This is a genomic window from Virgibacillus halodenitrificans (genome assembly GCF_001878675.1).
Lineage (GTDB): Bacteria > Bacillota > Bacilli > Bacillales > Amphibacillaceae > Virgibacillus_Q > Virgibacillus_Q halodenitrificans.
The window spans coordinates 2,775,941-2,794,990 of the sequence record NZ_CP017962.1; the positions used below are offsets into that span (position 1 = coordinate 2,775,941).

Annotated in this window: 16 protein-coding genes; 6 read left to right on the forward strand and 10 right to left on the reverse strand. The window is 38.6% G+C overall.

Going from position 1 to position 19,050, the window contains the following annotated elements:
* The first annotated feature begins 9 nt into the window (after positions 1–9).
* From BME96_RS14305 to tatC, 3 genes are read left to right on the forward strand one after another with little or no spacing between them, the layout of a single operon-like run.
* Positions 10–1,722: a GMC family oxidoreductase gene (locus BME96_RS14305; protein WP_071649378.1), complete on the forward strand. Its 1,713-nt coding sequence runs from the start codon at positions 10–12 to the stop codon at positions 1,720–1,722.
* A 28-nt stretch (positions 1,723–1,750) separates the two neighbouring features.
* Positions 1,751–1,945 carry a twin-arginine translocase TatA/TatE family subunit gene (gene tatA, locus BME96_RS14310; RefSeq protein ID WP_019376428.1) on the forward strand — a complete coding sequence of 65 codons (195 nt, stop codon included), beginning with the start codon at positions 1,751–1,753 and terminating at the stop codon, positions 1,943–1,945.
* A gap of 6 nt (positions 1,946–1,951) precedes the next feature.
* On the forward strand, positions 1,952–2,851 hold the full coding sequence (gene tatC / locus BME96_RS14315) for a twin-arginine translocase subunit TatC (protein WP_408068401.1): 900 nt from the start codon (positions 1,952–1,954) through the stop codon (positions 2,849–2,851).
* A gap of 175 nt (positions 2,852–3,026) precedes the next feature.
* On the opposite strand, the gene BME96_RS14320 is transcribed toward tatC, so the two are convergent.
* From BME96_RS14320 to BME96_RS14330, 3 genes are all read right to left on the reverse strand, one after another.
* Complete coding sequence (locus tag BME96_RS14320; RefSeq protein ID WP_060681746.1) at positions 3,027–3,776, reverse strand: gamma-glutamyl-gamma-aminobutyrate hydrolase family protein; 750 nt, start codon at positions 3,774–3,776, stop codon at positions 3,027–3,029.
* A gap of 131 nt (positions 3,777–3,907) precedes the next feature.
* Positions 3,908–5,563: an amidohydrolase gene (locus BME96_RS14325; protein ID WP_071649379.1), complete on the reverse strand. Its 1,656-nt coding sequence runs from the start codon at positions 5,561–5,563 to the stop codon at positions 3,908–3,910.
* A 178-nt stretch (positions 5,564–5,741) separates the two neighbouring features.
* Entirely contained in the window at positions 5,742–6,506 is a 765-nt protein-coding gene (locus BME96_RS14330) for a glucose 1-dehydrogenase (RefSeq protein WP_060681747.1), read from the reverse strand.
* Between the two features lie 423 nt (positions 6,507–6,929).
* Here BME96_RS14330 and BME96_RS14335 point away from each other — a divergent pair, with 423 nt between their 5' ends.
* Both BME96_RS14335 and BME96_RS14340 read left to right on the forward strand, forming a co-directional pair.
* The gene (locus tag BME96_RS14335) at positions 6,930–8,444 is read left to right on the forward strand and encodes an APC family permease (RefSeq protein ID WP_071649380.1); all 1,515 of its coding nucleotides are present in this window, start codon (positions 6,930–6,932) and stop codon (positions 8,442–8,444) included.
* A 654-nt stretch (positions 8,445–9,098) separates the two neighbouring features.
* Positions 9,099–10,073 carry an N-acetylmuramoyl-L-alanine amidase gene (locus BME96_RS14340; RefSeq protein WP_071649381.1) on the forward strand — a complete coding sequence of 325 codons (975 nt, stop codon included), beginning with the start codon at positions 9,099–9,101 and terminating at the stop codon, positions 10,071–10,073.
* 45 nt (positions 10,074–10,118) lie between these two features.
* On the opposite strand, the gene xsc is transcribed toward BME96_RS14340, so the two are convergent.
* The 5 genes from xsc to BME96_RS14365 form a co-directional block, all read right to left on the reverse strand.
* Positions 10,119–11,894, reverse strand: a complete 1,776-nt coding sequence (gene xsc, locus BME96_RS14345) for a sulfoacetaldehyde acetyltransferase (RefSeq protein ID WP_071649382.1) — start codon at positions 11,892–11,894, stop codon at positions 10,119–10,121.
* Between the two features lie 51 nt (positions 11,895–11,945).
* Entirely contained in the window at positions 11,946–12,857 is a 912-nt protein-coding gene (locus BME96_RS14350) for a selenium metabolism-associated LysR family transcriptional regulator (RefSeq protein ID WP_019377918.1), read from the reverse strand.
* Positions 12,858–12,895: 38 nt separating this feature from the next.
* Positions 12,896–14,251 (reverse strand): aminotransferase, encoded by a 1,356-nt coding sequence (locus BME96_RS14355; protein WP_077358474.1) that lies wholly within the window; start codon positions 14,249–14,251, stop codon positions 12,896–12,898.
* A gap of 42 nt (positions 14,252–14,293) precedes the next feature.
* The gene (gene ald, locus BME96_RS14360; RefSeq protein ID WP_060681410.1) at positions 14,294–15,427 is read right to left on the reverse strand and encodes an alanine dehydrogenase; all 1,134 of its coding nucleotides are present in this window, start codon (positions 15,425–15,427) and stop codon (positions 14,294–14,296) included.
* A 216-nt stretch (positions 15,428–15,643) separates the two neighbouring features.
* Positions 15,644–16,369, reverse strand: a complete 726-nt coding sequence (locus tag BME96_RS14365; RefSeq protein WP_060681407.1) for a GntR family transcriptional regulator — start codon at positions 16,367–16,369, stop codon at positions 15,644–15,646.
* Positions 16,370–16,604: 235 nt separating this feature from the next.
* Between BME96_RS14365 and BME96_RS14370 the strand changes: the two genes are divergently transcribed.
* Positions 16,605–17,441 (forward strand): YitT family protein, encoded by an 837-nt coding sequence (locus BME96_RS14370; RefSeq protein ID WP_060681405.1) that lies wholly within the window; start codon positions 16,605–16,607, stop codon positions 17,439–17,441.
* A gap of 102 nt (positions 17,442–17,543) precedes the next feature.
* Here BME96_RS14370 and BME96_RS14375 read toward each other — a convergent pair whose 3' ends face one another.
* Positions 17,544–18,266 (reverse strand): amino acid ABC transporter ATP-binding protein, encoded by a 723-nt coding sequence (locus BME96_RS14375; RefSeq protein WP_019377913.1) that lies wholly within the window; start codon positions 18,264–18,266, stop codon positions 17,544–17,546.
* The gene (locus BME96_RS14380; protein WP_060681403.1) at positions 18,263–18,922 is read right to left on the reverse strand and encodes an amino acid ABC transporter permease; all 660 of its coding nucleotides are present in this window, start codon (positions 18,920–18,922) and stop codon (positions 18,263–18,265) included. The genes BME96_RS14375 and BME96_RS14380 overlap by 4 nt, the downstream gene beginning before the upstream one ends.
* Positions 18,923–19,050: the final 128 nt, after the last annotated feature.

Genomic DNA, 19,050 nt, shown 5'->3' on the forward strand with positions numbered 1-19,050 from the left:
GTTGGAAAATTGGTAAAAACATTGGAAAAAGTAGATGTAGTTACAGTAGGAGTAGGATGGACTGGTGGCATCATTGGAGCAGAGTGTGCTAAAGCTGGATTAAAGGTACGCGGACTTGAACGTGGTGATAAGCGTGGCACGGCAGATTACTTAAGAGTCCATGATGAGTTTAAATACGCTATAAGATATGAGCTCATGCAAGACCTTTCTAAAGAAACAGTGACTTTTAGAAATAACCGCAAGATGCGAGCATTGCCGATGAGACAAATGGGTTCCTTTCTACTTGGGGAAGGTCTTGGTGGAGCAGGTACGCATTGGAACGGAATGACCTATCGTTTTCTCCCCTATGACTTGGAAATTAAGTCACAGACAGAGAAGAAATATGGAAAAAACAAACTTTCAAAAGAATATACCCTCCAGGATTGGGGGATTACGTATGGTGAGCTGGAGCCTTATTTTGATAAATTTGAGAAAACAATTGGTTTATCTGGGGATAATGAAAATCCTTTTATGGGAGAGAGATCGGCGGATTATCCGACACCCCCGATGAAAAAGACACCAATTCTGAAGAAATTCGAAACTGCTACCAAGAAGCTTGGCTATCATCCTTATATGGTACCTTCAGCGAATTTATCGGAGTCCTATGAAAATCCAGACGGTGAAAGAATAGCAGCTTGTCAGTATTGTGGTTTTTGTGAACGCTTTGGCTGTGAGTACGGAGCTAAGTCTTCCCCAGAGATTACTGTAGTTCCTACAGCTATGAAAACTGGCAATTATGATGTTCGTTTTCACTCTAACGTCACAGAAGTACTTAAAGAAGGCAATAAGGTTACTGGTGTGAAATTCATTGACAGACAAACTGGAGAAGAATTCATTCAACCCGCTGAAGTTGTGGTCCTAACAAGCTATGTGTTGAACAACGCAAAATTACTAATGGTTTCCGATATTGGGGAACAATATAACCCCGAAACTGGTCGAGGAACCCTAGGGAAAAATTATGCATACCAAATCGGACCTGGGTCTTCCGGCTTTTTTGATGAGCAAATGAACGTATTTATGGGAGCAGGCGCATTAGGAATGACGATAGATGATTTTAATGGAGATAATTTCGATCATCAAGATTTAGATTTCATCCATGGGGCAAGTATTTCTTTAGCTCAAACAGGTTCACGTCCTATTTTGACAAACCCTGTTCCACCTGATGTTCCTGTATGGGGCTCTGAATTTAAGAAAGCTTCCATCGAAAACTACTCCCGTACCCTAAGTGTTTTTGGGCAAGGTGCATCCATGCCTCATAAGGAGAATTTTATGTCTCTCGATCCTGATTATAAAGATGCATACGGTTTACCTTTACTACAAATTACTTACAACTTCACAGAACAAGACAGAAATCTCCATAAATATATTACGGATAAAACGGAAAGCATAATGAAGGAGATGGGTGCAAAAACAGTGGTACCAGGTGCACCTTTGACAGATTATGATATTGTTCCTTACCAATCAACCCATAATACTGGTGGTACGATTATGGGCACAGATCCCAAAGAAAGTGTAGTGAATAATTATCTTCAACACTGGGATGCAGACAATTTATTTGTTGTTGGAGCAGGGAATTTCCCGCACAATAGTGGATATAACCCTACAGGAACGGTTGGGGCTTTATCTTACCGATGTGCGGAAGGGATTATAAAATACAGTAAAAATGGTGGATCATTGGCATAGTTTTAACTAAAGGAAGGATGAATGCACTATGGGAGGAATCGCAAGTATTGGTATTCCAGGTCTGATTATTATTCTGGTAATAATACTAATTATATTTGGTCCGCGTAAGTTACCGGAAATTGGATCAGCAGTAGGACAAACGCTTTCTGAATTCAAAAAATCTACTAGAGAAATGATGAATGAAGAAGATAAAACAACGAGTCCAACCAATAATAAGGAATAAGAGGAAATGAGTGATCTTATGGATCCGTATGAACATCATAATCGGAAAATTTTAAGTCCATTAGATAAAAAGAAAGCAACAAATATAGATGTAGAACAGCAGTCAGAGCCTTCTAATAGAGAGAAGGCTTCTTCTGCTGCTCCAGAAAACGATACAAATAGAAGTTCCAACCATCAAACAACAGAGACAGTTGAACAAACAACTCATCCGACCGTGGTAGATCATTTAACTGATTTACGGAAGCAAATAATAAAAAGTTTAGTTGTATTCTCCAGTATATTTATTGGTGTGTTTTCTACTATAAACTTTTGGTTTCCATATGTAACAAAGGGCCATTCTTTAATTATTCTTGGTCCTCTGGAAGTTGTGAAGTTTTACATGTCAATATCTTTCGTTCTTGCCTTGGGAATTTCCTTGCCTTTTCTTTGTCATTATATATGGCAATTCGTAAAACCAGGCCTAAATGAACAGGAAAATAAATTTATGAATGTATATTCTCCTGTTATGTTTTTACTATTTATTTTTGGCATTGCTTTTGGGTATTTTGTGCTTCATCCACTCAGTTATGGCTTCTTAATTTCTATGGGAGCAAAAAACTTTGAAGTAATGGTATCCGCCCAGGAATACATGCGTTTTTTAATGATGACAACGATGCCTGTCGGATTGTTATTTGAACTGCCCATTGTGGCAATGTTCTTATCTGCTGTTGGCATACTAACAGCACATTCTATGAAGAGAGTAAGAAAGTGGTCTTATATTATACTTGCTGTTCTATCTGCGCTTATTACACCCCCGGATTTTATCAGTCAATTACTAATTCTCATTCCAATGGCTATTTTATATGAAATCAGTATTTATATGGTTACGTTTATGGAAAAGCGGACAACAGCTGTTCCCCACTCTTAAAATTTAATAGAAAGTGATACAACTGCATTTTTATTATGATTATAACAAAATGCGGTTAAGGGATAAAGAATGAAAAATAGTAGAATATAGATTACCTGCCTCGTCCAATTTAACTAATTTAGTAAGTTAAAGGAAGTAAACGCCTAAGTGCTCTAACAGCGCTTAGGCGTTTAACTTACTTAACGACTTTCAGATTGGAAGCAACTCTTTCAACAAAGTCATTAAATAATTTCCTCATATTATCATGTTTTGTAGTCATCATTTCCGGGTGCCATTGGACTGCAAAAACAGAACGGTCTCCCTTCTTTTCCATTCCTTCGATGACACCATCATCTGCTCTCGCAGTAACTGTAAAATCTGGTGCAACATCTTTGACGACCTGATGATGGAACGAGTTAGTGAGTACTTTTTCACCAAACAGTTCATGTAAATAAGAACCTTCTTCCATATGAACTGTATGACTTTCTACCCACGGGCTTGATTCTTGCTCATGCTTTATTGTAGGTTCAGAAATGTATTCAATATCTTGATATAACGATCCGCCATATGCAATATTCAAGATATGCATTCCCCGGCAAATCGCAAACACTGGCTTCCCAGCATCTATGGTTGCTCGCACAAGTTCAATTTCAAATTCGTCTCTTTCGGGAAGAATAGCACCCTGATTTTGTAACGGTTCTTCATCATAGGATAGTGGGTTAACATCTACTCCTCCAGAAAGTACCAGCCCATCTATTTGGTCTACTTGATTAGAAATTACTTGTTTATTCGTCGTTACGGGAATAATAAATGGAACCCCACCCTCATTTTCTACCGAAGTAACATAGTCTTCATTAACAAAAGAGAGGCGATATCCCGGAAATCTGCCATTTGCATCTTTGTAAACACTGCCTGATATTCCAATTATCGGTTTATTCTTAATCATACCAGTACCTCCTACGGTTTAAATAGCTCTTGTGAGACTACTTCTCCCTTTTTCCCGCTCTATTATGGGACTAAACACGTAAAAGAGATTGCAGATTATGTTATTCTCGACCAACCAACTTAACCTTTATGTTAATCTATTTCCTGCTTATACACTTGGTTTCCACCAATCCATGTTTCCTCAACACTTATATCTTTTATTTTTATTGGATCGATAACAGTTGGATCTTTATCAAGTAGAACAAAATCAGCACGTTTTCCTACCTCAATGCTGCCAGAATTATCTTCATCAAAATTTAGTCTGGCTCCATAAAGCGTCATTGATTTTAAGGCCGTAATGACATCAATCCGCTGTTCTGGCCCAAGAATATTTCCTTCCGTTGTGCATCTATTTACTGCTGCCCAAATAGAAAATAATGGAGATATAGGGGTAACAGGGCAGTCAGAATGTAAGGTAAAAAGCAGATTATGCTCTACTGCTTCGGCTAATGGGTTCATTCTGCTAGCACGATCAGGTCCAAGAAATATTTTTGCATGTCGTTCACCCCAATAGTAGACATGGTTAATAAAAAACGAACCTGCTACACCTAATTCTTCCATTCGCTTGATATCTTTTGTCATGGCTGTTTGTACATGTTCAATGCGATGTTTATGTTCTTTTCGGGGCGCTTCTTTTATTGCATGTGCATAGGCATCTAAAATGGATTCAATAGCACGATCTCCATTTCCGTGAACAGCGATTCGAAAGCCCCGCTCATGTAAATTAAGAACCTCTTTATTAAAAGCGTCCTGTTTTTGAAAAATTTTCCCTTTTTCTTTTGATCCACTGTAATAGGGTTCTCTTAATGCAGCAGTAAAGGCCTGAATGGAGCCGTCCTGGAACAATTTCGCACTATCCAGTCGTACATTTTCATTTGATTTGTCAATAAGCTCTTTGTCTAGCTCTTCCGCAGTATAATCTTCAAATCGCATACCTTTTTGTAGTAGGTTATGCATAATCATAAGACGTGAACGCATTGGATTAATCCCTTGCCTGGCAGCCTCTGTATGTACCTGAATTTCTTTCTCAGGATCACCAAGCATACCTACAGCAGCATCCGTATTAGTAGTAATTCCCTGAGCAAGATAATGCTTTGCAGCACGCCCAAGCTGAGCTATCATTTGTTCTTTTGAAGCTACGGGTAGAACGTTCATCACAGGTTGCATTGCTGCACTTTCAAATAGTACTCCATTAAGCTTTCCATTTTCATCTCTCCCATAATATCCAGCATCCGGATCCTCTACGTTATCCTCCAGACCCGCTAAGGATAACGCTTTGGAATTCACAACAGCTAAGTGACCGGATATATGAGCAATGGCAACCGGGTGATTCGGAGCAAAACGGTCCAATTCTTCTCTGGTTAAATGCCTTTTTTCTTCAAGCATTGTATCATCATAACCAAACCCCTGGACCCACTCCCCTTCTTTTGTTAAGTCAACTTTAGCTTTAATAGCTTGCAGTATGTCTTCTATTTTTCTATTTAATGGAGAACTGCAATTTACAAAATCCAGCAATTGGGCATATGCCAAAATATGATTATGTGTATCTATAAACCCTGGAATTACTGTTCTACCACCCAGATCAATAATTTCTGGCTCGGATGGTAAATTCATTGTAGCAATATCGGGATTTTTTCCCTTAAAGATTTGTATAATCTTATCTCCTGAAACAGCAATACTACCAGCTATATTATTATTTTCATCCAATGTTAATATGTTTGCGTTAATAAATACTTTTTCTGGTTCCAATTAATACCCTCCAATAATTTTTTTGTTTACTGTTTTACTTACTATAGAAAATCAGCTCACTTATTTCATTCGCAATTTATTCCAATTTAAAGGCGGTCATATGTAAAAAAATCCCAATAAAAACTACCCCAATTATTCGATTGCGACCAATAATTGGGGTAGTTTAATGTTTATTTAATTAGTATGCTGACCAGCCACTATCTGCTGCAATCGTTACACCATTTACGTAGGATGATTCATCAGAACCTAGAAATAAAGCAATATTAGCAATTTCCTCTGGAGTACCTGGACGATTCATTAGATTCGTACCTGCCATAGCACGTTCCATGCCAAAGTTATCTATCCTATCCTTCATGGAATCAGTAATATTTGTTGGAACTTGAGCAGGACCAATGGCATTACAACGAATATTTAAGTGACCATATTGAGAAGCTACATTTTTAGTCATACCAACGACAGCATGCTTGGATGCAGTATAAGCTAGTCCACCTCTTCCGCCTGTTATACCAGTAATTGAAGCCATATTTACAATCGTACCAGCTTCTTTTTCAACAAAATGTTCTAATACTTTACGCATTGCTTTCATTACACCAGTAGTATTAATAGCAAATACTTTATCCCATACTTCATCTGTTATATTTCCAGCAGCCAGCATATTATCCATAATCCCTGCGTTATTCACAAGGATATCAATGGTACCAAACGTTTCTTTAGCTGTATCAGCCATATTAGTGATATCTTCACTTACAGTAACATTGGTTTTTACTGCAATCGCTTCTCCACCATTATTTTTAATTTCCTCAGCAGTTTGCTCAGCACCTTCCAAATTCATATCGGCAATTACAACTTTAGCTCCCTCTTTGGCATACAAGGTTGCAATTGCTTTTCCCAAGCCTGCACCGCCGCCTGTTATAATTGCTACTTTATTTTTTAATCTAGCCATTCTTAAACCCTCCATTACTTAATATTTAAGTGGTACTATCTCCTCTAGTATACACCCTCCGTTTTTCATTTTCGCATGAGAGGGTTTGAGTGATTTGAATTTAATTAAACTATATTAATTGAGTAAAAGCTGTGAAGCACCTCTATAATTTCAAAACAAAGACTAGTGATACTCTGCTTTTGTTATATCGATTTCTATAAATCTGATAATACCCCACGAGGATTTGTCGTAAGTTAAAGCATATTCAATTTCAACCTTTCTACTAAGTTATTACATTTGTATATAAAACTCATTACCAATCTAAATAATTAAATTTTCTGAATACCATTGTTACTATAAGGCTTTAATGGTTTAATTATATATAGATTAACAAAGTAACTTTTGATAGCGCTTTCAATAAATTGTAAAGGAGATTGCTAATTTATGGCAAAACGCGAACAGTTGGAACGAACATTAAAACCTCAATGGGTTTGGGCAATTGCTTTTGGCTCTGCAGTCGGATGGGGAGCATTTGTATTACCGGTTGATTGGATGTCAATGGCAGGCCCTTTAGGGGTGATACTTGGTTTTATGATTGGTGCAATATTAATGATTATTATTGGTGTCAGCTACGGATTTCTTGTTGAAAAGTTGCCTGTTTCCGGTGGTGAGTTTGCTTATGCATATTATGGTTTAGGTAGATATCATGCATTTCTATGTGGTTGGTTTTTAACTTTAGGTTATATGTCGATCGTTGCATTGAATGCTTCTGCATTAGCACTTTTAGGTAAATTTGTATTACCTTCCATTGTTGAGCAGGGGTTTATGTATAACATTGCAGGCTGGGAGGTTTATGCAGGTGAGGTCATTGTTGCCTGTCTGGCATTAATCGTATTTGCTTTTTTAAATATTCGCGGAGCGAGTTTGTCCGGCTTATCTCAATATATTTTCTGCTTAATTCTAATTGTAGGTGTTATTTTATTAACGATAGGGATGGTATTTCATCCTTCTAGTTCCTTCTCTAATATGCAGCCATTGTTCAAGCCGGGGATTGGAGCAGTATCCTCTATTATAGCTATTGTTGCAATCGCGCCGTGGGCTTATATTGGGTTTGATAACATACCACAAGCAGCGGAGGAATTTAACTTTTCGCCTAAAAAATCATTCAAATTAATTGTTATTGCTCTTATCTGTGCCGGACTTACTTACTCTATGACTGTAATGGCGACAGGCGTAGGACAACCTTGGACTGCTGCCATGGAAGAAGGCTCTGTATGGGGTACTGGTACCATCGTACAAAATGCATTTGGCACTGGGGGATTGGTCTTACTTTCTTTCGCATTATTAATGGGAGTTTTTACAGGGTTAAACGGCTTCTATATGACAACGAGCCGTTTACTCTTCGCAATGGGGAGAGCTAAAGTATTGCCTAATATCTTCAGTAAATTACATCCTAAGCACAATACACCACATATAGGTATACTTTTCACACTTGCATTAACCATAATGGCACCGTTTTTTGGACGTGAAGCTCTCTTATGGGTGGTAGATATGTCTGCATTAGGCGTTACAATTGCCTACTTTTATGCATGCTTTGTCGCTTATAAACTTTTCAAATGGAATGACAAAAAAGTACCAAATGAGCGTCCATTTATGATTGTCGCTCCTGGAAGAAAGTTTCTGTCTTTATTAGGAACGATTTGTAGTGCAGCATTCTTCCTGCTTCTGGTTGTACCAGGTTCTCCTGGGTTTCTTAGCCTCCCTTCATGGATAGCACTTTTTGTATGGATCGGACTTGGAGGTATATTCTTCTTAGTAAGATTCAAAAGCTACCGGGCAGTACCTAAAGCAGAGATGGATCACCTGGTATTGGGAGATTATGTGGATGAGGACCCTGAAAAAGACTCATCTCCTTTAAAGGATCTAGCAGCAATATCCTCAGTTGAAGACATTAAATAATCGAACAAGGTTATAAAAGAAGAGTTATCTCATGGATAACTCTTCTTTTTATTTGCTCCTAACAATACATAGTAGGAGAAAACTGCGACGTAACTTTATTGATGAAAAGCTCAGTAAAATATTTGAGGAGAAGTGCCCCATTGATTTTCGTTTCAGGCGGACGCTTTCACACCTCCGGGTACAAGTGCGACATCTGCTCGTTATCTCGCAGTGTCTTCTTTGCCGCCCTCCACTCCAATCAATTCGTGCATAGCATATTCTGGATCTATGTGAACGCAATTTTTCTTCGTAGATATAAATGTACATAGTAGCGAAGGGGAAATATGGAGACTCCTCGAAAATGAAAATACACATTTTCTTCGTGCGATGCCTTGCTGACGAAGCTTTCCTTGTCCTGCGGGAGGAGAGGCCTCGATGAGATCCCCGAACGCGTAGCGTGAGGAAGCTCATCAGCCGCCCGCGGAAAGCGCAATGTTTCCCCGTAGCGGTGATTTACGCAGCCTCTATATTCTTAGTTACGTCGCAATATATCTAAACTATGATATTACCACCTATCATTTCTATACTAAACTAGAAATATTTGAAAAGCAGGTATAAATCTATACTTATTTGGAGACTCTTGTATACTAACAACCTATTTATACAGGAGGAACGATGAACGTGTTAAGAAAATGTATATTAAGTAGTTTTATTCTAGTATTCTTCTTTACTATTATCCCTGCAGTCCATGCAGCTGAAGGCCAAATGTATCTTGTAAATGTAGATACTATAGAATTAAAAGATGCTCCAAAAAGCAATGCTAATGTAATAGGTAACTTAATAGAAGGCGATAAACTGACTACTTTCGAGGAACATGATGGGTGGGTGAAAACCTTTTACGGCGGAGAAGCCGCGTGGGTACTTGAAAATAATTTACAAGCTATCTATCTAAATGACGAAGGAGAGCTCGCCTCAGAAAAGTCTTCCCAATCATATAAAGCAATAACTGCTGAGGGTGGGCTGATTAATCTACCTTCTGAAACAGCAAAACTAGATTCACCCAACCTGAAATCAGCATCTATGGAGATTACGAGAAATCAAAATAATAATTTATCTGGTTATCACTTCATTGTAGATGCAGGACATGGCGGCAAAGATGGAGGCGCTATGGCAAAAAAGATGAAGGAAAAGGATTTGACCTTATCAACAGCAAAACTACTTGCTGAAGAGCTTAAAGAAGAGGGCGCTGCTGTCACCCTTTCCCGTAAAGATGACACCTACATTTCACTAGATAATAGAACTATCATCAGCAATTCAAGTGATGCTGATGCATTTATCAGCATACATTATAATGCAAACAAAAACCCAAAAGCAGCAGGCATTAGTACCTTCTATCATTCAAGTAAGCATAGTAAACTAGCAAATAAAATTCAAAATGCTTTAGTTATAACTACGTCTATGAACGATCGAGGAACAAAGCAAGCAAACTATAAAGTATTACGAAGCAACAGAAAGCCTGCGGTACTATTGGAGCTTGGATTTATTACAAACCCGGACGAACTAAATAAAATAAAATCGATCACCTATCAAAAAAATGCTGCGGAAGGCGTTGTTGAAGGTATTAAAAAATATTTTTTGGAGAATGACTAGCCATAAAAAAACTGCGCAGCCAGTTGAGCTGCGCAGTTTTTCATTTTACTTACCCCATACACCATAATCCAGATGCTTATATTTATCCAACAAACGTGTTGGCATTTTCAATGCATCTCTACGGAATGGAGGTGCCAATTGTGTTCCATCCACAAAAATATTCAAGACAGCAGGTTTTCTTTGCTCTAAGACTTCCTTTACAACAGGGCCAATATCCTCCGGCTTTTCAATTGTATAGCCAAGTGCTCCCATAGATTTAGCCACTTCCGCAAAATCAGGTGCTTCAATATCTGAACCGATAAAACGATTATCGTAATAGTCGACCTGATTTTTCTTTTCTGCAGCCCATGATTTATTATTAAATACACAAGCAATAACAGGGATGTTCTGTTCGACAGCTGTACTTACTTCATGCAAACTCATTCCCCATGCTCCATCACCGATAATTGCTGCAACTGGTGCGTCTGGCTCGGCCAATTGAGCGCCTAACGCTGCAGGATATGCAAATCCTGTATTACCAAAGGTCAGAGCAGCAATATGGCATCGAGTCTGATTAAATTTCAAGTACGCATTTGCAGTTGATGATACATTACCAATATCTGTAGAGATAATTGTATTTTCTGGCAGAGCTTTCGTTAGCTCAAGCAAGGCACGACGTGGATTAATCGGGTCCCCATCTTCCAATGCCAAATCAACTAGCTCCTTTTCCCACTCTTCTTTTCGTTTACTGATTTTCTGTAAACGCGAAGTGTCGGATGTTGCATTTGGCAAATCTTCCTGTAGTTTTTCATATAAATCATCTGCTGTTGCCTTGGCATCGCCAATTATCCCTACCGCTACCGGGTGCGTTCTTGCAATATTTCTCGGATTAATATCTACTTGAATGATCTTAGCACTCTTTGGGAAATAATCGATGTCGTAGCATGGCAGCGTACCAAATACGGATAAACGTGTACCAATTGCCAACACGACATCTGCTTCCTGCAAGGAGTACATTGCAGACTTTGCTCCCATATAACCAATTGGTCCAACAGCAAGCGGGTGATCTGCTGGGAACGCATCATTGTGCATGTATGATACAGCAACAGGAGCAGTCAAATGCTCAGCAATTTTAGCTACGGTATCCACGCCGTCTGCATCAACAGCACCACGTCCAGAGATAATAACCGGTTTTTTAGCATTTTTCAAAAGCGAAACTGCTTCTTCAATTGCTGCCGGATCTCCACTGCCTCGCTTATCAGTACGATACTGACTTGGTTCCAAAATATAATCTTCCAACTCACCATAGAATAAATCTCTCGGAATATCATAAAGGACCGGACCGCGTTCAGCATACGCAATACGGAATGCAGTACGAAGACAATCTGCCACACGACTTTTATGTGTAACACGTACTGTTTCCTTTGTTATATCTTCAAAAATAGAAACCTGATTCGCTTCTTGGAAACCATCCCAGCCAATTGTTGGAGTACCTGCAGAGGGAGAAATCACTACCATTGGCGTATGAGCTTGATTTGCTGCTGCAACAGATGTGACCATGTTTGTGATACCAGGACCATTTTGACCAATTACAACCCCAGCTGTACCGGAAACACGTGTATACGCATCTGCCATATGTGCCGCGCTCTGCTCATGGCGAACAGGTAGAAAACGGATTCCTGCTGTTGGGAATAAATCTAACATATCCATAAACGCAGATCCTACAATCCCGTACACCTCTTTTACATTTTCTTGTACTAGTGTTTCCACGATGGCCTCACTTGGGGTCATTTTCACCTTTTTGTTTACTGCTGCTTTTACTTCTGTTTGTTGTTTTGCCATTTTAAATTCCTCCTTTGTTTAACTTATTGACTCTCTTTTGAGCTGTTGCTATTAACAACTTATTAACAAACCACCATCATTCATTTGTTTCAATTCATCTATAAATAAGTCTACAGTAGATTTAAGCACTTGATCTTTTCGAAAAGCTATATAAAAATAACGATAAAAAGACAAGTCTTTTATTGGATAAGAAGTTAACAAATTTAATTGTTTCTCCTTCACAATTGCATTTTTTGATATTATGGAGACCCCCAGGCCTGATTCTACTGCTGATTTAATAGCTTCTGTACTTCCCAGCTCCATTACTACATTAAGGTCATCCATGGTGACCCCTGCCTGTTTAAGATATTGATTCACTACCGCTCTTGTTCCCGACCCTCTTTCACGAGTAATGAGCGGCACGTTTTTTAATTGCTCTAATGTAATCTCATCTTCATTATCGAAGTAATTTGGTGCAGTGATTAATATAAGCTCATCTTCCAAGAAAGGCTCAATCATAATCCGTGGGTCATCCATCGGCGTTTCTATTAAACCTACATCGATTATCTGATCCTTAATATGGGTCACAATTCTGTCTGAATTGGAAATCTCCATCCGCATTTGAATAAGTGGATATAAATCTTTAAACTTTTTTAAAAAAGATGGAAGAATGTATTCTCCAATTGTAAAGCTGCAGCCAATTCCAAGTTCTCCATAGGTCGTTTCTTCAATATCCTGGATTTCTTTCTTTGCAAGGTCACTAAGACGAACAATTTCTTTAGCATGTTGAAGAAGAATTTTAGCTGACTGTGTCATCTTCACCTTTTTAGTTGTTCTTTCAAATAGCTTTGTATTTAATTCCTCTTCCAACGCTTTTATCTGTGAAGTAATTGTGGGCTGAGTTACAAAAAGAATTCTCGCAGCTTCGGAAAAGCTTTTCTTTTCCGCTACTGCAATAAATGTTTTTAAGCGTTCGTAATTCAAGTGAAACCCATCCCTTCAGCTTACCTTTCTACTCATCGCTAAATGTTTCGAATTACTGAATCTACTGTTTCTACCAGGAAATCCAAGTCTTCTTCTGTACTAGTTAATGGAGGTGCAACAATAATAACGTTGTTTTGGCCTGGAACGGTATCTCCATTTCTTCCAATAATTAAACCTCTTGCTTTACAAGCTCCTACAATTTCATTCATTTTTGCATCGTCTAACGGCCGCTTGGAATCTTTGTCCGTCACCATCTCTAACCCAAGTAAAAAGCCAACTTGGCGAACTTCTCCAACATTTTCATGGTTAATTAGGTCGTGTAGTTTACCAAGTTTTGTTTTACCCAGTTCGCGAACCCGTTCCACTATGTTCTCTCTTTCAATGATCTCAATGTTCTTAAGTGCTACAGCGCATGCTGCCGGGTGACCGCCATATGTGGATACATGACGAAAATGATTGTCTTTACCTGCTTCTTTAAATGCTTCATAGATGTCTGATTTAACAGCTGTGGCTCCTAGTGGCAGATATCCACTAGTTAATCCTTTTGCCATTGTTACAATGTCAGGCTGAACGCCTTCAGCATGTTTGAAACCAAACATTTCCCCTGTGCGGCCATACCCTGAGACAACCTCATCCATAATCAGCAAGACATTGTAACGTTTACATATTTCAGCAATACGCTGAATGTATTTCATTGATGGAATAATTACCCCTCCACCCGAAATAAACGGTTCCATAATAAATGCTGCTACGGTTTCTTCCCCTTCCCAATTAATCATTTCTTCAACTAACTGTGCAGCCTTCAAATCGGATTCTTCTGGGTCTCCTCCAAAAATCGAACGATAACTATATGGTGGATACACATGTAAAAATCCGGGTATTCCTGGATCATATTTCACCCTGCGATTTGCCTGTGCAGTCGCACTTAATGCACCCAAAGTAGAACCGTGGTATGCCCGATAACGGGAAATAAATTTAAACTTTCCTGGATTACCTGTTTGGTTATGATATTGTCTTACAATTTTAAATGCAGTCTCATTTGCTTCTGAACCACTATTTGAGAAAAACGTCTGGTAATCTGCACCCAACAATTCGCTAATTTTGCTTGCTAATTTAATTGCAGGCTGGTGACTCATCGTTAAAGGAAAATAAGAGAGATTTTTCATTTGCTCTGCTGCAGCATCCACGATCTCTTGTTGACCATGCCCCAAATTTAAGCACCAAAGTCCAGATACGCCATCCAAGTATTTATTTCCTGCCTCGTCAGTGAACCATGCGCCTTCTCCCTTTGCCGCTACTGTTTGCAGTGCATCTGGGTTAAACCGATGCATCGCATTCCATAAACGCGGGGTCTCTACCCCTACACCTGTGTTCATTTCGGATTCTGTCTTCATCATTAACTCCTCCATTCTCGTAAAATGATAAAAAACAATTCTTTAATACGATGCAACCGGGTTTGTCAAAGCTTCAGCCAGTGGAGTGTATTCTTTGGTGAAAGCATTGGCAATTGTTTCATGCGTAATCATACCTGCATGCGTATTAACACCTTTGGCAAATGCCGGATTTGCTTCTGTTGCTTTCTTTAATCCTTTATTCGCTAGAAACACACCAAATTGACTTGTATTGTTCGTTAGAGATAAAGTGGCTGTTCGTGCTACCGCTCCTGGCATATTCGCAACAGCATAATGAAGCACCCCATGTTTCTTGTAGATAGGATCATCGTGAGTCGTCACACGATCAATTGTCTCAATAGAACCTCCTTGGTCAACCGCTACATCAATAATGACTGAACCTGGCATCATTTCTTTCACCATTTCTTCTGATACAAGCTGCGGCGCCTTCGCACCAGGGATTAGCACAGCTCCGACAAGGAGATCTGCCTCTTTTACCGCGTTTCTAATATTAAGAGGATTCGACATCAATGTGGTTACCGCTCCGCCAAATAGATCGTCAAGCTCTCGAAGCCTATTGGCATTAATATCAATGATAGTAACCTTTGCTCGTAATCCAAGTGCCATCTTGGCTGCATTGGTACCGACCGCTCCTCCGCCAATAATTACTACATTTCCTGGTTGAACTCCAGGAACGCCACCTAAGAGTATTCCTTTTCCACCTTTGACATTTTCTAAATATTGCGCCCCTATCTGCACAGCCATTCTTCCTGCTATCTCGCTCATCGGGGCTAATAATGGCAGGGATCGGTCACTGTTCTGTATTGTTTCATAAGCAATTGCTGTCACTTTGTTCTTAAGTAGCTGTTCGGTTAATTCAGGTTCTGCTGCAAGATGAAGATATGTGAATAGAATAAGTCCTTCACGCAAGTATTGAAATTCTTGAGGCTGTGGCTCCTTTACTTTCATTACCATTTCAGCAGCCCACGCTTCTGCCGCTGAAGATACAATAGTAGCACCAGCAGCTTTATATTCTTCATTAAGGAAACCGCTTTCATTTCCTGCAGAATTTTCAATTAGGACTGTGTGTCCGGCATTAACAAACGCAGTTACACCTGATGGAGTAAGAGCAACCCGCCGTTCATTATTTTTTACCTCACGCGGAACACCAACGATCATATTAATCCCTCCTACATTCGTAATTAACCACTACAATAAACCTTCCAAGCTATGCTTACATCGTGACGTCCGTACCAGTTATGTTGTAGTAGATTACTTAAAGTATATGAGATGGTTAAAAATATTTCAATATATTTTATAAATTCTAACATTTAAAAATATAATAAGACATATTTAAATCCTTTATGAATGTTTTACATGCTCTACCTTTTAAGATCAAGAGCCAAGTTTTCTTGAAAGATTAATTTTAAAATTATACATATCGCTTCTGTAAAAAGCCTCTTCAACTTCAATTACATCTCGGGTAGCGCCTTTTATTATGCGTTCTGCAATTAATGCTTGACCATGAGATGGGATCCTTAAATATTGCTTATCTTCTTCAAACAGTTCACCACTGCGGATCGTCTGAGACGCTTCTGCGAAGTTCATACCTAACTCATTTTCCAATAAATCGTATAAAGTTGCATTATCCAAGTCATGTTCTATGAGTTTTTCTCCAATACTGACAGGATAATAGTGTCTCTCAATACCGATTGCAATATCGTCAGCATAACGTAGTCGTTTTATAAAATATGCTTCTGAAAATCCTGTTTTTTCTTGAATGTAAGCAGGTGGTATTGTTCTGTAATGGGTAATTAACTTAGCTCCCGGTCTCATTCCCATTTGATGAATAGTTTCTGTCGTACTACTTAAATTGCCAAGCCATTCATGAATAGGTTTAAACGATACAAAGGTGCCCTTTCCATGTCTTTTCTCTAAAACTCCTTCACGTACCAGCAAATTAATAGCCTCTCGAACTGTACTCCTACTCACATTATATTCTTCCATAAATTGCCGCTCGCTAGGGATTTGATCAGAATAAACCCCATTGCTTATCTTATATTCAATAGATGATTTTAGTTGTATATGTAGTGGTAATGAACTGTTGAAGTCAAGTGTCACCTAAAATTTCCTCCTAATTGTTTGGTTATCTGTTATTCTAGCAAATAATAAAGAAAATTGTAATTTTCTTTATTATATTTGTTGTTTATGAAAGAATTCCAATCTTTAATAGACTAAAAGAACATTAAGGTTGACTGGTGCACTTAAGCTTGTATTAGTAGGTGACTTTTATTATGTATTTATTTTCACAGTTTTACTTTTTTAGTGTAGAATATGTCACGTAGGAGGTCGATTTATGCAAAAAGTAATAAAAGACATGTTTCTTATTGTTTCAGGTTCATTAATCTTCGCACTCGGTATTAATTATTTTGCGATACCAAATAACCTTTCCGAAGGCGGCATTATTGGTATATCCATTGTTACCTATTATCTCTTTGAATGGTCACCAGGGTTGGTAAACTTTGTGATTAACGCAATATTGTTGCTCGTTGGTTATCGATTTTTTGATCATCGTGTAATGATATATACGATTGTTGCGATTATCTTTTCATCCGGATTTCTTCACTTCACCTCCGGCGTGGGGAGTGAAATAAATGGAGATACGCTGTTAGCAGCCCTCTTCGCAGGTGGTACGGTAGGTCTTGGTCTTGGTATGATCTTCCGAACTGGCGGTACCTCAGGTGGAACGGCCATTATTGTTCGAATATTAAGCAGATATCTAGGTTGGAGCATGGGAAAAGGAATGCTTGTTATAGATATTCTCGTAATTGCCGGTTCCGCTTTTGTAATCGGGCAAGAAAAAGCAATGTACACACTAATTGCCGTTTATATTGGTGCTAAGGTTATTGATGTCGTTGTTGAAGGCGCAAATGAACGAACTTCCGTTTTAATTATTTCTAAGCATCCTGATAAAGTTTTAGAAGCAGTTACGCAAAATATGGCTAGAGGAATTACTATTCTTGAAGGAAGAGGCGGATATACAAATCGGAATAAAGAAGTACTTTATCTCGTTATTAATAAACAGGAGATTGTTAAGTTCAGAAAAATCATCGAAGAAATTGATGAAGATGCCTATGTCACCGTCCATACCGTTCAAGAAATATTACGAAAAGGCTATAAAGGAGCTAAATAGCATAATGCTTTGTTCAACACAGTAAGCTGCATGTTTTTATCAATGACTTGATAAAGCATGCAGCTCTCCTATTTATCTACTACATTGGACAAACGAAACTTGCTATAAGATTTTATTTAAAAAGTCCTGTGTTCGTTCAGATTGTGGTTGGTTAAAAATTTGCTCTGGATCGCCTTCTTCTACAATGACCCCGCCATCCATAAAAAGAACACGGTCTCCCACTTCTCTCGCAAAACCCATTTCATGTGTAACTACTACCATAGTCATTCCTTCATGTGCCAACTGCTTCATAACCTCGAGCACTTCTCCCACCAATTCGGGATCCAACGCTGAAGTTGGCTCATCAAAAAGCATAATTTTGGGTTCCATCGCAAGTGCTCTCGCAATTGCTACCCTTTGCTGCTGTCCTCCAGATAATTGACCTGGATACATAGTGGCTTTATCATTCAAACCAACCTTATCCAATAAACCAAGTGCACGTTTCTTAGCTTCTTCGTGACTTATTTTTCTAACCTTTTTTGGTGCGAGCATGATATTCTCCAAAACCGATTTATGGGGAAATAGATTAAATTGCTGAAAGACCATGCCAACTTCCGTACGAATTTTGTTTATATCTGTTTGTGGAGCGACCAAGTTGCTTCCATCAATAATTACATCTCCTTCTGTCACTTCCTCCAATAAATTCAAGCAGCGTAAAAAGGTACTTTTCCCTGACCCACTGGGACCAATTACACAAACAACCTCCTGTTGTTTAATAAAACAATCTATTCCTTTCAATACTTCTAAATCACCAAATTTTTTATGTAAATTCTTAATCTCTATCATGTCGTCAACCTTCTTTCTACATACCTTAATACAACAGATAAACTCAAGGTAATCGCAAGGTAGAATAACGCTACCGTGGTATAAATTTCAACAGCATTAAAATGATTTGCCGCAATCAACCGCCCTTGAAATATTAGTTCAGGAACAAGGATGACAGATAGTAATGAGGTATCCTTTATACTGATAATGAATTGATTACCTAGTGGTGGTATCATTCTTTTAAATGCTTGTGGCCATACGATGTAACGCATCGTTTGACCTTGATTTAATCCAAGCGATCTTCCAGCTTCCATTTGTCCTTTCTCAATAGAATCTACTGCACCACGGACAATCTCAGCGATATATGCACCTGAATTTAGAGCGATAACAATGACCCCTGCAGTAATGGAGCCTAAGTTTTGTCCAATAATTAATGGTAATGCAAAGAAAATCCAGATCGCCTGTACCAATACCGGCGTTCCTCGAATCACTTCCACATATACAGTTGAAAGTCCATAAACCAATTTATTCTTGGAAATTCTTCCAATACCAAAGATTGCCCCTAATATAAAACCAATAAGCAATCCTAGAACGGAGATTAGTAAGGTATAGTACAACCCTATCCCCAGTTCTGGTAAAAAATCTATAACACCTGCCCAATCAAACCTACCTAACATGCTTTCACCTCTTCAATGTATACTGTACTAAATTAATTTCTATCTCATACTAGTCATCTTTTGCTAAAATAATATTTAGCTGAAGCGTTATAATAAAAAGTTCCCTGGCAAAATTCTACAAATCACTT

Coding starts and splice junctions, on each gene's coding strand:
- tatA (WP_019376428.1), top strand. CDS start 1,751: ATGGGAGGAATCGCAAGTATTGGTATTCCAGGTCTGATTATTATTCTG.
- tatC (WP_408068401.1), top strand. CDS start 1,952: ATGAGTGATCTTATGGATCCGTATGAACATCATAATCGGAAAATTTTA.
- BME96_RS14320 (WP_060681746.1), bottom strand. CDS start 3,776: ATGATTAAGAATAAACCGATAATTGGAATATCAGGCAGTGTTTACAAA.
- BME96_RS14330 (WP_060681747.1), bottom strand. CDS start 6,506: ATGGCTAGATTAAAAAATAAAGTAGCAATTATAACAGGCGGCGGTGCA.
- BME96_RS14335 (WP_071649380.1), top strand. CDS start 6,930: ATGGCAAAACGCGAACAGTTGGAACGAACATTAAAACCTCAATGGGTT.
- BME96_RS14340 (WP_071649381.1), top strand. CDS start 9,099: ATGAACGTGTTAAGAAAATGTATATTAAGTAGTTTTATTCTAGTATTC.
- xsc (WP_071649382.1), bottom strand. CDS start 11,894: ATGGCAAAACAACAAACAGAAGTAAAAGCAGCAGTAAACAAAAAGGTG.
- BME96_RS14355 (WP_077358474.1), bottom strand. CDS start 14,251: ATGAAGACAGAATCCGAAATGAACACAGGTGTAGGGGTAGAGACCCCG.
- ald (WP_060681410.1), bottom strand. CDS start 15,427: ATGATCGTTGGTGTTCCGCGTGAGGTAAAAAATAATGAACGGCGGGTT.
- BME96_RS14370 (WP_060681405.1), top strand. CDS start 16,605: ATGCAAAAAGTAATAAAAGACATGTTTCTTATTGTTTCAGGTTCATTA.
- BME96_RS14375 (WP_019377913.1), bottom strand. CDS start 18,266: ATGATAGAGATTAAGAATTTACATAAAAAATTTGGTGATTTAGAAGTA.
- BME96_RS14380 (WP_060681403.1), bottom strand. CDS start 18,922: ATGTTAGGTAGGTTTGATTGGGCAGGTGTTATAGATTTTTTACCAGAA.